General features: G+C 73.2%; 14 protein-coding genes. 6 read left to right on the top strand and 8 right to left on the bottom strand.

Translation table 11 applies throughout. The features are described 5' to 3' along the window. The first annotated feature begins 68 nt into the window (after positions 1-68). The 3 genes from AMK31_RS38750 to AMK31_RS38740 are packed head-to-tail and all read left to right on the top strand — an operon-like array spanning position 69 to position 2,108. Positions 69-770, top strand: coding sequence for a nucleotidyltransferase family protein (locus AMK31_RS38750; RefSeq protein WP_073945458.1), 702 nt, complete (start codon positions 69-71; stop codon positions 768-770). Continuing rightward, complete coding sequence (locus AMK31_RS38745) at positions 763-1,383, top strand: SIS domain-containing protein (RefSeq protein WP_073945457.1); 621 nt, start codon at positions 763-765, stop codon at positions 1,381-1,383. Before AMK31_RS38750 ends, AMK31_RS38745 begins: the two co-directional genes overlap by 8 nt. Then, a complete protein-coding gene (locus AMK31_RS38740) occupies positions 1,380-2,108 on the top strand; it encodes an HAD family hydrolase (RefSeq protein WP_079187129.1) in 729 nt (242 codons plus the stop codon). The genes AMK31_RS38745 and AMK31_RS38740 overlap by 4 nt, the downstream gene beginning before the upstream one ends. 98 nt (positions 2,109-2,206) lie before the next feature. Here AMK31_RS38740 and AMK31_RS38735 read toward each other — a convergent pair whose 3' ends face one another. The 5 genes from AMK31_RS38735 to AMK31_RS38715 form a co-directional block, all read right to left on the bottom strand. Beyond that, complete coding sequence (locus AMK31_RS38735; protein WP_158074580.1) at positions 2,207-3,379, bottom strand: glycosyltransferase family 4 protein; 1,173 nt, start codon at positions 3,377-3,379, stop codon at positions 2,207-2,209. An 81-nt stretch (positions 3,380-3,460) separates the two neighbouring features. Then, a complete protein-coding gene (locus tag AMK31_RS38730) occupies positions 3,461-4,498 on the bottom strand; it encodes a sugar phosphate nucleotidyltransferase (RefSeq protein ID WP_143204324.1) in 1,038 nt (345 codons plus the stop codon). After that, the gene (locus AMK31_RS38725; protein WP_143204323.1) at positions 4,495-5,424 is read right to left on the bottom strand and encodes an NAD-dependent epimerase/dehydratase family protein; all 930 of its coding nucleotides are present in this window, start codon (positions 5,422-5,424) and stop codon (positions 4,495-4,497) included. The genes AMK31_RS38730 and AMK31_RS38725 overlap by 4 nt, the downstream gene beginning before the upstream one ends. A 38-nt stretch (positions 5,425-5,462) precedes the next feature. Beyond that, the gene (locus AMK31_RS38720) at positions 5,463-6,119 is read right to left on the bottom strand and encodes a D-glycero-alpha-D-manno-heptose-1,7-bisphosphate 7-phosphatase (protein ID WP_073945452.1); all 657 of its coding nucleotides are present in this window, start codon (positions 6,117-6,119) and stop codon (positions 5,463-5,465) included. A 101-nt stretch (positions 6,120-6,220) separates the two neighbouring features. Next, positions 6,221-7,537, bottom strand: a complete 1,317-nt coding sequence (locus AMK31_RS38715) for an MFS transporter (protein WP_198948678.1) — start codon at positions 7,535-7,537, stop codon at positions 6,221-6,223. Between the two features lie 151 nt (positions 7,538-7,688). On the opposite strand from AMK31_RS38715, the gene AMK31_RS38710 reads away from it, so the two are divergent. After that, positions 7,689-8,435, top strand: a complete 747-nt coding sequence (locus AMK31_RS38710; RefSeq protein WP_073945451.1) for a class I SAM-dependent methyltransferase — start codon at positions 7,689-7,691, stop codon at positions 8,433-8,435. 21 nt (positions 8,436-8,456) lie between these two features. Here the strand turns inward: AMK31_RS38710 and AMK31_RS38705 are convergent, their stop codons facing one another. From AMK31_RS38705 to AMK31_RS38695, 3 genes are read right to left on the bottom strand one after another with little or no spacing between them, the layout of a single operon-like run. Beyond that, the gene (locus AMK31_RS38705; protein ID WP_073945450.1) at positions 8,457-9,395 is read right to left on the bottom strand and encodes a phosphotransferase family protein; all 939 of its coding nucleotides are present in this window, start codon (positions 9,393-9,395) and stop codon (positions 8,457-8,459) included. Positions 9,396-9,450: 55 nt separating this feature from the next. Further along, on the bottom strand, positions 9,451-10,371 hold the full coding sequence (locus tag AMK31_RS38700) for an aminotransferase class IV (RefSeq protein ID WP_073945449.1): 921 nt from the start codon (positions 10,369-10,371) through the stop codon (positions 9,451-9,453). After that, positions 10,368-11,462 (bottom strand): GHMP family kinase ATP-binding protein, encoded by a 1,095-nt coding sequence (locus tag AMK31_RS38695; protein ID WP_073945448.1) that lies wholly within the window; start codon positions 11,460-11,462, stop codon positions 10,368-10,370. The genes AMK31_RS38700 and AMK31_RS38695 overlap by 4 nt, the downstream gene beginning before the upstream one ends. Positions 11,463-11,609: 147 nt before the next feature. Here AMK31_RS38695 and AMK31_RS38690 point away from each other — a divergent pair, with 147 nt between their 5' ends. Both AMK31_RS38690 and AMK31_RS42525 read left to right on the top strand, forming a co-directional pair. Continuing rightward, positions 11,610-12,164, top strand: coding sequence for an NUDIX hydrolase (locus AMK31_RS38690; protein ID WP_158074579.1), 555 nt, complete (start codon positions 11,610-11,612; stop codon positions 12,162-12,164). 34 nt (positions 12,165-12,198) lie between these two features. Continuing rightward, complete coding sequence (locus AMK31_RS42525; protein WP_073945446.1) at positions 12,199-12,441, top strand: penicillin acylase family protein; 243 nt, start codon at positions 12,199-12,201, stop codon at positions 12,439-12,441. The last annotated feature ends 60 nt before the right edge of the window (positions 12,442-12,501 follow it).

Here is a 12,501-nt window from a genome sequence, read left to right as displayed (position 1 = left end):
AGATCTTCTGGCACAACCCCAAGACCGCGATCGAGTACACGGTCAAGAGCCGCTGAGACGAGGCATCCATGCAGTCTGAGCGTCTCGTGGTCTTCCTCGCCGGAGGCCGGGCGACCCGCCTGGAGGAGCACGCCACGGACACGCCGAAGGCGCTTCAGCCCGTCGCCGGCGCGCCGTTGCTCGACCACCTGATCGCGGAGGCGGTACGCCTCGGCTTCGGGCGGTTCCACCTCGCGTTGGGGCACCTGTACGAGCCCATCGTGGAACACCTTCGGGCGCGGGGTGTGGACTTCACCTGGTCGATCGACGACGTCGACGGCGGTTCGGGGACGGCCGGCGCGCTCCGTGCCGCCGCGGACCACCTGCCCGACGAGTTCGTGGTGTGGCTCGCCGACACCCTGCCGCCGGCGAGCCTGCGGGGCCCGCTGCTCCCGGCCCCGACGGCACCCGCCGTCGCACGGATGGCGGTGTCGGAGCAGGTTCCGGACGTGACCCCCAACGTCACGGTCCGGGACGGCCGCGTCACCGCCTACGACAAGCAGTCGCCCGCCGGCGCGACGCACGTCGACGCGGGGCTGTACGCCCTGACGCGTGACGTCCTCGCGCATGTGCCGGACGGGCGCAGCGACCTGGAACAGCTCTGGCCGGCGCTGGCCGAGCAGGGGCTTATGGAGGCCGAGGTGCTGAACGGCAGGTTCTTCGACATCGGGACCCCCGGTCGGCTGGCCGTGGCCGACCGCGAGTACCGGGCGGTGAGCGAGCGTGCGTAACCATTCCGAGCCGGCCACGGTCCGGGGCGCCCGCGGGTATGTCGCCGACATGTCCCAGGCCCTCGACCGACTGGACCTGGAGCAGCTGGACACGGCCATCGAGATGGTCGCGTCCCCGATCCGCGGCGGGCGTGCCGTCTTCGTCGTGGGCAACGGCGGCGGCTCGTCCGTGGCCGAGCACATGGCGTGCGACTGGCGGGCCGCCGCCTGGCACGCCGGGCACCGCCCCCGTGAGATCAGCTCGCTGACCGAGAACACGGCGCGCATCACGGCGATCGCCAACGACGACTGCTACGAGGCGATATTCGAGCGGCAGCTCGTCGAGCGCTGCCGGCCCGGTGACCTGCTGGTGTGCCTGTCGGTCAGCGGCACGTCGGTCAACGTGCTGCGCGCCGCGTCGAGCGCCCCGGACCACGGTGTCGCCGTGCTCAGTCTGGTGGGGCGGCTCAGTCCGCTGTCCGACCTGAGCGATGTCGCCGTCCACCTCGACGTCGACGGGGACTACGGACTGACCGAGGACCTTCAGTCGCTCTTCATGCACATGGTCGCCCGGGCCGTCCGCCAGGTGGACACGCACCGGGTGCCGCCCGCCGCCCAGGGGCTGGCCCGATGAGCACGGTGGCCCGCCCCGCCGGGGACGTTCCGCGCACGCCGCGGGCGATCCTCTTCGACGTCGGCATGACCCTGGTGCACCCCGACGGGACCCTGATCTCGGCGGAACTGGCGGCGCACGGCGTCCCCGGGGTCGCCGCCGCGGACGCGGTGGCGGCGCTGCAGATGGCCTGCGACGCCTCGCACATGCGGCTGCCCGCCGGGCACGACGCGGTCGGCCGGACCGGGTTCGCCTTCGCGGGCGCGCTGGGGCTGCCGCCGGAGCCGGCCGTCGCGGCGCTGCGCCGGTGCCTCACCGAGCTGGACCTGTACCGCGACCTGGACGCCGACGCCGCGTCCATGCTCCAGGCGCTGCGTGACCTCGGCATCGTGCCGGCCGTCGTGTCGAACTCGGACGGCACCCTGCTCGAGGAACTGGACCGCTGGTCGCTGCGCGGGTACTTCGACGTCATCGTGGACTCCACCGTGGCGGGCGTGGCGAAGCCGGACCCCGGCATCTTCCGCATCGCCCTGGACCAGCTCGGGCTGGACGGGGAGGACTGCTGGTACGTCGGGGACCACGTCGTCAACGACGTGGTCGGAGGGATGGCCGCCGGGATCGGCGAGATCGTGCTCTACGACCGGTTCGACCTGTACCGGCACATCCCCGGCGTACGCCGGATCACGGAGCTGCCGGGCCTGGTCACGCTGGCGCGGGAGGCACTGGCCGGAGCCGTCGTCGGCTGAGCGGGAAGGCTGAGGCGGGAAAGCCGAGGCGCGACGGCTGACCGCGCAGGCTGAGCGGGACGGGGAGCGGCGGCGGATCGTGCCGCCGCTCCCCGCGCTCACCGTCCTTCGCGCAGCGAGCCGAGCACTTCGGCGGTGCGTCGCACCATCACCGGCAGGCTGAAGTTCTCCCGGACGTGCGCGTGGCCCGCCTCCGCGTAGGCCTTGCGCAGACCGGGGTCGCCGAGGAGCCGGTCCATCGCACCGGCGAGTCCCCGCGGGTCGCGGGCCTCGACCTGCACGGCCACGTCGTCGCGGGTCACGATCTCGTTGATGCCCGCGACCCGCGTGGTGACGACCGGGCGCCGGGCCGCCATGCCTTCGAGCACGGCGAGCCCGAGGCCTTCCTCGTGGCTCGGCTGCGCCACGAGGTCGGCGGCCGAGAACAGCGCCGGGACCTGCTCCGCGACGACCGTCTCGTCGAACGACACCAGGTCGGCGCAGCCCAGCTCGCCGGCGAGGGACCGCAGCCGCTCGGCGTACTCGGAGGACGCCGAGCTGACCGTTCCCGCGATCACCAGGCGCAGCCGGCGTTCGCGGGGCGTGAGGCTCGCGAACGCCTCGATCAGCTCCGTCATGCCCTTGCGGGCCTTCAGCCGGCCGACGCAGGCGATCATCAGGTCGTCGTCGCGCAGGCCGTAGCGGGCCCGCCACTGGGCGGTCGTACGGGCGTCCACCTCGGGCATCGGCACCCCGTGGTGGATCACGTGGACCGCCTCGGCCGGCCCGTACTCGCGGGCCCGCTCGGCGTAGAACTGCGAGCCGGCGAGCACGGCGTCGGGGCGCAGGTCGCCGTAGACGACGGCCATCCGGCCCGTGCCGTACGCCTCGTCCTGCGGGGCGTGCTCGTGGAAGGCGGCCGCCCAGGCCAGTCCGGGCGTCGAGCGCCGGATCATGGCGGCCTGGACGGCGGTGTCCAGGCTGTTGGAGACCAGGACGTCCGGCCGGAAGTCGTCCAGGTGCTCCTTGAGTTCGCCGGCGAGCGAGAACGCCATCTCCTCCCACGGGAGCTTCTGGCGGTCGAAGAGCCGGTCGCGGTAGCGCCACAGCCGGGCCACGCCGTACGACCGGGTCCGGGGGTCGGCCGCGCCCGGCTCCATGCCGTGCGGCGTGTCCGTCACCACCAGCACCTGATGGCCGGACGCCGTCAGTCCCTCGGCCAGGTTGAGGGCATAGGTCTCGGCACCGCCGATGACCGGGTCGAAGCTCGCCGTCAGAATCGCCACACGCATGGGCTGCATCAGTCCCTGTTCCGAGTCCGCTGTCCGGAGTTCCTTGTTCCGGGATCCCTGTTCCGGGATCCCTGGCCCCGTCTAGGCCATGTCGTCGAAGAGGACGGCGTCCTCGTGGGTGCCGGCCGGGAGCCGTGTGCCCGGCATCGTGACGGCGCGGCGCACGACGGTGCCTTCCGTGAGGGTGGTGCCGGGGCCCAGGACGGCAGGGCCCTCGACGTGGCTGCCGGCGGGTATCAGGACGCCCTCGCCCAGCAGGACCCGCCCGGTGACGGTGCCCGCCACGGCGGGGTGGTCGCCCTGGCACCACACGTCCGCGGCGGTGTCCGCCGGCCGGTGAGGGCACGGGCGGGCCACACGGGACAGGCGGTCGGTGCCGAGCAGGTGCAGCGACGCCGCCAGCAGGGCCCGCGGGACGCCGACGTCGTTCCAGTACGCCGAGGTGGCGTGTGCCGCCACGGGCAGCCCCCGGCGCAGCAGTTCGGGCACCAGGTGCCGGTCGAAGTCCAGGTCGGGCACCGAGCCGCGCAGGCCGGCCAGCACGTCCAGCGCCTTCGGCGTGAGGACGTACATGCCCGTGCTGATGAGGCCCGCGGGCAGGCGCTGCCCCGGGTCGCGCACCATGCCGGTGATCCAGCCGTCCGCGTCGACGTCGACCTGCCCGAACGGGCGGGGGTCGTCGACGACCTGGGTCACGACGGTCATCACCGCGCCCCGGTGGTGGTGGGCCCGCACCACCTCGCCGAAGTCGACGGTGGTGCAGGCGTCGCCGCTGACCACCACGACGTGCTCGGCGCCGGAGAGGTGGTCGAGGACGGCGGCCAGACCGCCGGCCGGCCCGGTCAGGCGGTCCTCCGTGACGGAGGCGAGCCGGACGCCGTCGACGGGTGCCGTGCGCGCCCAGCTCTCGATCGCGGGGGCCAGGTGGTGCAGGTTGAACACCGCCCGGGTGATGCCGCTCGCGGCGAGGTCCTCGACGATCCATTCGACGAGCGGCCGGTTCAGCACCGGGACCAGCGGCTTGGGCCGGGTGGCGGTGATGCCGCCCAGCCGGGTGCCGCGGCCGGCCGCCAGGACCACGCCCCGGATGTCGCCCGGGGCCGGCTCGGGGGCGGTCATCGGCCCGCCCGCGACGCCCACAGCCCGGCGGCGGCCTGGTGCACCGCGGCCCGGGACGTCGACTCCGGGCGCCAGCCCGTGGCCGCCAGCCGGGCGGTGTCGGGCAGCACCGTCCCCGGGTCGCCTCGCCAGGCCGGCTCGTCGCTGTGCGTCTCGACGTCGAAGGCGACGCCGGTGACCGTGGCGACGACGTCCGCGACGTCCGCGATGGAGACGCTGTCGAAGTTCGCGATGTTGAAGACCCGCTGGCCGGGCGCCGAGCCGGGCAGGGCGCCGGCCAGGCCGACGATGGCCGACGCGCAGTCCGTGAGGCTCAGGAAGGACCGGCGGTGGTGGGTGGAGCCGGTGATCCGGACGGGGTCGCCCGCGGCGGCGGCCTCCCCGGCCCGGCGGACGAAGTCGTGGACGACGCCGCGCCGCGTCGTGGGTCCGACGATGTTGGCGAGCCGCAGCGCGGCGGTCGGGACGCCGCTGCGGTGCCCGAACGCCTCCAGGAACGCCTCCGAGGAGATCTTGGCCGCCGCGAAGCCGGTGCCCGCCGCGACCCTGCTGTCCTCGTCGGGGTGCTGCGGGCCGCTCGCGTAGACCAGCTGGCTGGAGGTGGTCACCACGGCACCCGGGGGCTGCTCCCCGAGCGCGTCGAGCAGGTGGGCGGTCATGCCGAGGGAGTCGAGGTGGTCGACGAGCGTCGACCGGTCGTCGCGGTTCTCGGTGACCGACGCCAGATGGAAGACCAGCTCGTACGGCCGCACCAGCGCGCGGTCCACCGGACGGCGCAGGTCGACGGCGGCGGTGGTGACGCCCGGACGGGTGCGCGGCTCGACGATGTCCCAGGCGTCCACCTCGAACCCTCGCCCGACCAGTTCGTCGACGACGGCCTCGCCGATCGATCCCGCAGCCCCGGTCACCAGCGCCCGATGGGTCATCGTGTCTGTCTCCTCCGCGTTCACTTCGCTCCTCACGGTCAGTCAATCACCGTGCCCGGAAAGGACGTCGTCCAGGTCCCGTGCCCGCCGGGGGCCGGTTCGGCCAGCAGCTCGTCCAGGCCGAGAGGCAGGGACGGTACGACGACACAGTCGGGGTGGGAGCGCCGGGTGTCCTGCTCGTGAGCCGCGCCGCGGCCGGTGCGGACCAGCATCGTGCGGCAGCCCGCCGCCGCTCCCGCCTGCACGTCGGTGAGGGCGTCGCCGACCATCCAGCCGCCCTCCGGCCGGCACCCCCAGGCCTGGGCGGCGGCGAGCAGCATCCCCGGCTCGGGTTTGCGGCACGCGCAGCGGGCGGCCGGTTCGTGCGGGCAGACGACCGACCCGACGATCCGCGCGCCCGCCGCTTCGAGTTCGTCGACGACCGACCGGTGGATGGCCAGGATCTCCTCGGCCGGGACCAGGCCGCGTCCGATGACCGCCTGGTTGGTCACGATGACCACGTCGCGGACTTCGCCCAGGCGGCACACGGCGTCGACCGCCCCGGGTATCAGGGCGACGTCCGCCCTGCGTCGCACGTAGGCGTCGCGGTTCTCGATGAGGACGCCGTCCCGGTCGAGGAAGACGGCCGGCCGTGGCTCCCGTGACGCCCGGCCGCCACGATGGCGCAGCATCACGCAGGTCCAGTCGGTGGTCATGGTGCTTGCCCCCGGTTGACGGACACGGTCGTGGCCTTGAACAGCTGTGCGGCCGCAGGCCGTTATACCAGCTCGGCCACGGGTGACCGGTCGGCGGATGGTCAGTCCTTGAGCGGGTGGGCGAGCTCGTCGGCCGGGAGCCGGGCCCACAGGGTGGCCAGCAGGGCCGCGACCACCGGGACGACCGCCGCGACCAGCAGGACGGTGCGCAGTCCGGCCGTGTCGGACGCGGGGCCGGCCAGCGCCATCGACACCGGCATCAGGCTGATCGAGACGAACGAGTCGAGGGCCGCGAGCCGCCCGAGCATGTGCGGCGGCACCCTGCGCTGCAGGAGCGTCCCCCAGATCACCGACGGCGCCGAGAACAGGGCGCCGATCAGGAACGCCGACACGACGACGACGGCGACCCGGTCGGCGTACCCGACCGCCAGGAGCGGCAGGCAACTGACGCCCCACATCAGGTTCATGACGGTGAGGTAGCGCCTCGGCATCCGCAGCGACGCCATCACGAGGGATCCGACGGCCCCGCCGATGCCGTAGGCCGCCATGACCTGCGCGTGGTCGCCCGGTCCGCCGCCCAGCCGGTCCTTGATCACGAACGGGACGAGCACCTCGAACGGCCCCGACAGCATCAGGATCATCACCGACGCGAACAGCAGGGTGGACAGCAGCCAGGGCGTGCGGATCACATAGCCGTAGCCCTCGCGCATGTCGGCGACGGCCGACCGGACCGGGTGCGCGCGCTCCTCCTCCGTGCCGGACGCGCGGCGCACCGGGGTCAGCGGGACGAGCGTCAGGGCCACGAGCCCCGCGAGGGAGGCCAGGGCGGCGACCGTCAGGGCCGCACCGGGGGAGAACGCGCCGACGACGGCGCCCGCCACGCCGGGGCCGACGGCCTGGCCGATCGTGGGCCGCAGCATGCCCTCGAAGCCGTTGACCGCCATCAGGTCCGACTCGGGGACCAGCGCGGGCAGCCAGGCCGAGTAGGCCGGGTAGTAGAACGCCCGGGCCATGCCGGTGACCAGGGCGACGGTGGCGAGGTGCCACAGCCGGGTGCTGCCGGTGACCGAGAGGGCGGCGAGCAGGCCCAGTCCGGCGAGTTCGACCCCGGCGACGCAGAGCAGGATCAGCTTCTGCGGCACCCGGTCGGCCACGACGCCGCCGAGCAGCGCGGGAAGCAGGACGCCGACGGCCGCGCAGGTCGACACCACGGACAGCTCGGCCGGGCCGCCGCCGATCCGGACGACCTCCCACACCTGGGCCACCACCCAGACGCCCGACGCGAACGTGGACAGCACCAGGGCCACCGCGAGCCTGCGGTAGCCGGAGTTGCGGAACGGCGTGAGCGCGTGGGGCAGTTGCCGCCGCCGGGTCTTCGTCGACCAGGTGGATTCCGACGGCGCGGTCCGCTCGGACACTCGTCGATACACTCCTGTCGCGGTGTGGACAACGGCTGATCAGCATCGCATACACGGATCATGGGGCCGTCGGGCGGCGCTGGTAACCTCACCGGCCGGACCGCCGCCGGGGGTCCGCGCGCGGACGGCCCGGCCCGAGAGTTGGAGGAACGTGCCCGAGAAGCCGCAGCCCCATCCCGCGTTCGAGGCCGACTACGACCGCTTCTGGCGCCGCTACCGCTCCGAGAAGGCCGAGGTCCAGGAACTCGACACCATCGAGCAGCTGGGCGGCCTGCGTCCCGGCATGCGGGTGCTGGACCTGGCCTGCGGCTTCGGCCGCATCTCCAACGGTCTCGCGGCGCGTGGCGTGGAGATCGTGGGGATCGACTCCAGCCGGCACCTTCTCGACATCGCCCGCCAGGAGGGCCACCCGGGGGCCACGTATCTGCACGGGGACATGCGCCGCCCCGAGGTGGCGGGGGACTTCGACGTGGTGCTGGTGTGGTCGACGTCGCTGGGCTACTACGAGGAGTCCGACGACGAGGCGGTCCTGACGGCCGCCCTGCGGGCCCTGAAGCCGGGTGGCCGGCTGCTCGTGGAGAGCCGCCACTGGGACACCTTCGGCCGCACCTTCGACGACTACACCGAGAAGACCCACGGCGACGACGTCCTGCGCGAGTGGCACCGCTACGACCCCCTGCTGGGGCGGCAGATCACCGAGCAGGAGGTCGTCGTGGACGGCCGCTCCACCCGCCGCAGCTACCACGTGCGGCGCTACGGCATCCCCGAACTGCGGTCGCTGGTCCTGCGGCTCGGATACGACCGGGTCACCGCGCACGACGAGCGCGGCCGGACGCTGGAGCCGTCGAGCGAGCGGGCGGTGCTGCGAGCGCACCGGCCGCTCACCGGCGGGCAGTAGCGGAGCCGGCCCCGCGAGGGCTCAGCCCAGCAGGGCGCGTACGACGTCCGGCCGGTTCAGGGCGGCGACGCACCAGGCGAAGTGACCGTCCTGGCCCTCGGCGTCGTACGCGTTCGCGGTGATCAGCGAGTACGCCGCGCGGTACACCAGCAGCGCCTCGCGCCGGTAGCCCAGGCGCTCCTCCAGCTGCGCGTACAGACCCAGCTCGGTGTCGAGGGCGGCCTCGCCGTACATGTCGAAGATCGACGCGGCCACGGCGGCGTCGAACACCGGGTCGGCCTCGGTGGTGAAGAAGCCCCAGTCGAGCACCGCGGCCGGCGAACCGGCCTCGTTCACCAGGATGTTGTCGAGGATCATGTCGCCGTGGATGACGGAGCGGCGGCCGCTGTCGATGTCGCGCAGGCGGACGCGCAGCGCCTCCAGCTTCTTGTCCAGGTCCTCGACGGCCGGCTCCAGCACGCGCCGGAACCGGGCGTGGCGGCGCTCGGCCAGCGCCCACAGCGCCTCCGGGAAGTCCTCGGCCGTGTCGTAGAGCGAGACCTCCTCGTCCATGACGGACAGGGCCCGGCCCTCGGGCAGCGGACCGCTCTGCGCGAGCTCGGCCAGCACGTCGACGAACGTGGACTTGGCCTGGTCGAGGGTGATGTGCCCGGCGGCCAGGTGCTCGGTGAGGGTCGTGCCGGCCAGCCGCTGCTCGATGGTGACGCAGCGGTCCTCGATCACATGGACCTCGTGGATCCGCGGGACGGCGAAACCGAAGGGCTTGCCGGCCAGCGCGTCGTAGAACGTCCGGGTCCGCTGCAGGGCCGGCTCCGACTCGCCGAACCAGATCTTGGCGACGCGGTCCTGGTCGATCTCGTAGACGAGTCCCTCCATCCCCTGACCCAGCAGTCGGGGGTCCGCGCCGCCGGTCCAGCGGCTCAGGAGCCGGGTCGCGTCGTCGTGGGTGGGGAGGTTCATCGGGCCACCTTCTCTGGGATTCGCTGGGGTCGGGCGCTGCTCGGGGCAGCGGTGCTCACCACGCTACGCGGGTCTGGAGAGGGGAGGCGGCGGGGCCGGTCGCGGTGCAGACGGCGCGGTACCTCTCGAACAGCCTGCGCGCCAGGCTCTCCTGCGCGTGTCCGAGGTCAACGCCGTCGAAACTGGCGACCTCGACGATCTCGTCCAGCGTACCGCAGAGGAACACCTCGTCCGCCTGGTGCAACTCCTCGGGACGCAGGGAGCGCTGGACCACCTTGAGGCCGAAGTCCCGCTCCAGCAGCCCCGTCAGGACGTGGCGGGTGATGCTGTCGAGGGCGCCGTCGCCGGGCGGCGGGCTCGCCACGTGGTCGGCGAACACGGCCATCACCGCCGCGCCCGCGGTCTCCGCGACCGTGCCCCGCGCGTTCAGCAGCAGCGGCTCGTCGCCGCCCGCACGTACGGCCGCCATACGGGCGAGCCGGAAGGCGGAGTAGACGGCACCGCTCTTGGCCTGCGCAGGGAAGGCCGGGTCGTCGACCCGCGTCCAGGGCGTGCTGACCAGGCGCACACTGCGCAGGGCGGCCCGTTCCCGGGTGTACGAGGTGATGTACGCGCCCATCCGCATCCGGCTCGGGTCGGCCGTGTAGGCGCCGCTGTCGAGGTAGACCGTCGGCCGGATGTAGAGGTCCAGGTCGCTCGGCTCGGCGCGGATCAGGTCCAGGACGCCCTGCCGGAGCTCGTCCGGCGTGTACGGCATGGGCAGGTGCAGCAGCTCCGCCGAGCGGGCCAGCCGCTCCAGGTGCTCGTCCAGCGCGATCACGGCGTGCTCGTCGCGGCCGTCGAGCTTGTACGCCATGACGCCCTCGAACACGTTGACGCCGCGCATCGCGGTCTCGGCGGTCACGTGCACCACGGCGTCCTGCCAGTCGCCGACCGCGCCGTTCCACCAGATCTTCGTCGGCTTCTCGAGGCTCATGACAGCTCCTTCTCCACAGCCAGAGGGGCGCGGCCCCGCCGTGCGGGCGCGCCGGGGGTCGGGTCGTCGGCCCGCACGCCGGGCCGGGAAAGACGGAACGGCAGTTCGGGGGCCTGCGCCCGCGCCATCGCGGCGCGCACGGCCGGGCGGGCCTCGTCGGGCACGCTCACCAGCACGTAGCCACCGCCGCCGGCCCCCACCAGCTTGCCGCCGTCCGCCCCGGCGGCCAGGCAGCCGGCCAGCAGTTCCTCGGCGCGGGGCGTGGAGATGCCACGGCCCAGCCCCGTCTTGAGGTCCCAGTTCGCGGTCAGCAGCGGACCGAACCGCTCGACGGCGCCGTCCTCTATGGCCTCGCGGAACGGCGCGACGAGGGCACGTATCCCGTGCAGCTGCTCGATCCGCCGGCCGGGCAGTCCGGAACCGCCCGCCGCGCCCCGGCGTTCGTCGTCCTGCTTGGCCGCCGCCACCACGCGGGCGGCGTCCCGGGTGTTGCCCGTGTCGAACAGCAGCAGGTTGTCGTCGATCCAGGCGGCCGAGCGCGGGTGCAGGCTCAGGGGGGAGACGTCGACCTTGCCGTCGGTGGCGATCGAGATGTGCCCGATGCCGCCGTGGGCGGAGGCGAAGGAGTCCTGCGGTCCGACCATCCGGCCGGCCTGCCGGTGCTCCCAGTCGTACGCCGTCCGCGCCAGCTCGCCGGGGTCACGTCCGGGGAGCAGCGCGGCGGCCAGCGCGACCAGGAAGGCACCCGAGGAACCGAGCCCCGCGCCCGCCCGGGCGCCGGAGGTGCTGGACACCACCCAGGGGCGCCGCCCCCACTCCGGGTGGGCGCTCAGGACGGAGGCGACCAGTTCGTTGAGCCGGGGATCGCCGGGAAGGTCGCCGGTCCGGTCCGACCACCTCGTCTCCGTCCCCTCGGCGGCGGGGGTCAGGCGGACTCGCACCTCGGCGTCGATCGCCATCGCGACGACGTCTCCGCCGAACTCCGCGGAATAGTCGGGCAGATCGGTGCCGCCACCGGCGAGGGAGATCCTCAGCGGTGCCAGGGCGCCGACGCCGGGCGTGTCGTCGATGGAGTATCCGTCCCGTGTCATGCGCTCGTGTGCCTCCTGAGTGCCGGCGAACGCCTCGGAAACTAGCATCCGGCCGGTGGACGGGAGTTCGGGGGGCGTGGGGCCCGCCGTGCGAGGATGACGCAGGTCGGACACATGAGCGCGGTACGCGCAGGCGCGGGAGGCATCATGCAGCCACCAACTCCCCAGGCCGGGTCCCGGCGGATCGGCGAGCGGCGACGGCATCGGCTGTCCCCGTGGTTCGACGTGATCGAGGCCGAGTTGCACGAGGGCGCGGAGACCTCGACCTGGCACTTCCAGGACCATCCGGGCGCCGCCATCGCCGTCCCGGTCACCCCGGCCGGGACGATCCTGGTCTCCTCCGAGTACCGGATCGCCGTGGACGAGGTGATCCTCGAAGTGCCGGGCGGCCGGGTCGACCCCGGCGAGACCGCCGAACAGGCCGCCCTGCGGGAGATGTTCGAGGAGATCGGAGCCACCGCCGAACGCGCCGTCTTCCTCGGCCGCTTCCTCAACAGCCCCGGCAGCTCCAACGAGATGACACACGCGTACGCCGCGCTCGGCGCGAAGGTCGTGGACCCGCGTCCGGGAACCGTGGAGACCACCGCCGAAGCCCTGATCGGCGAGGCGGCGACCGGGGACCGCGCCGACGCCTCGACGCTCACCGCGGTCCTGCTCGCGCAGGCCGCCGGCCTGATCGGTCCGGGAACGCGAGGGGACTGAGCGATGCCTGAGCCGGAGCTGTTCCGTCTCTGGTGTGACCGGCCTGGCCTACATCTCCTCGTTGGCGCACTGGATTTGGGCCCTGGCGGGCCGTCAGAACAGTCGCGGGAGCGTGCCGTTCGGTTCTTCAGGAGTGCCTGACGATTCGCATTTCGCGGACCAGCTGACGGACTGGCAGACCGTGCGCACGGCGCCGGTCGTGACCGACTGGGAACGCCAGAGGAACGGTGTATGGCCTTGGTTCGAAGGCTATTTGGGTTGCTCTGACCTGGGGTGATGGCGGGTCAGGTGGGTTGTGGTGGGGCCTGGGTTGTGGGGTGTTGGTTTGTTATTGTGA

Origin of the sequence: Streptomyces sp. TSRI0107 (assembly GCF_001905845.1) — a bacterium.
GTDB lineage: Bacteria > Actinomycetota > Actinomycetes > Streptomycetales > Streptomycetaceae > Streptomyces.
This window is presented reverse-complemented; position numbering and strand designations above follow the sequence as displayed.

Coding starts and splice junctions, on each gene's coding strand:
- AMK31_RS38750 (WP_073945458.1), top strand. CDS start 69: ATGCAGTCTGAGCGTCTCGTGGTCTTCCTCGCCGGAGGCCGGGCGACC.
- AMK31_RS38740 (WP_079187129.1), top strand. CDS start 1,380: ATGAGCACGGTGGCCCGCCCCGCCGGGGACGTTCCGCGCACGCCGCGG.
- AMK31_RS38735 (WP_158074580.1), bottom strand. CDS start 3,379: ATGCGTGTGGCGATTCTGACGGCGAGCTTCGACCCGGTCATCGGCGGT.
- AMK31_RS38730 (WP_143204324.1), bottom strand. CDS start 4,498: ATGACCGCCCCCGAGCCGGCCCCGGGCGACATCCGGGGCGTGGTCCTG.
- AMK31_RS38725 (WP_143204323.1), bottom strand. CDS start 5,424: ATGACCCATCGGGCGCTGGTGACCGGGGCTGCGGGATCGATCGGCGAG.
- AMK31_RS38720 (WP_073945452.1), bottom strand. CDS start 6,119: ATGACCACCGACTGGACCTGCGTGATGCTGCGCCATCGTGGCGGCCGG.
- AMK31_RS38705 (WP_073945450.1), bottom strand. CDS start 9,395: ATGAACCTCCCCACCCACGACGACGCGACCCGGCTCCTGAGCCGCTGG.
- AMK31_RS38700 (WP_073945449.1), bottom strand. CDS start 10,371: ATGAGCCTCGAGAAGCCGACGAAGATCTGGTGGAACGGCGCGGTCGGC.
- AMK31_RS38695 (WP_073945448.1), bottom strand. CDS start 11,462: ATGACACGGGACGGATACTCCATCGACGACACGCCCGGCGTCGGCGCC.
- AMK31_RS38690 (WP_158074579.1), top strand. CDS start 11,610: ATGCAGCCACCAACTCCCCAGGCCGGGTCCCGGCGGATCGGCGAGCGG.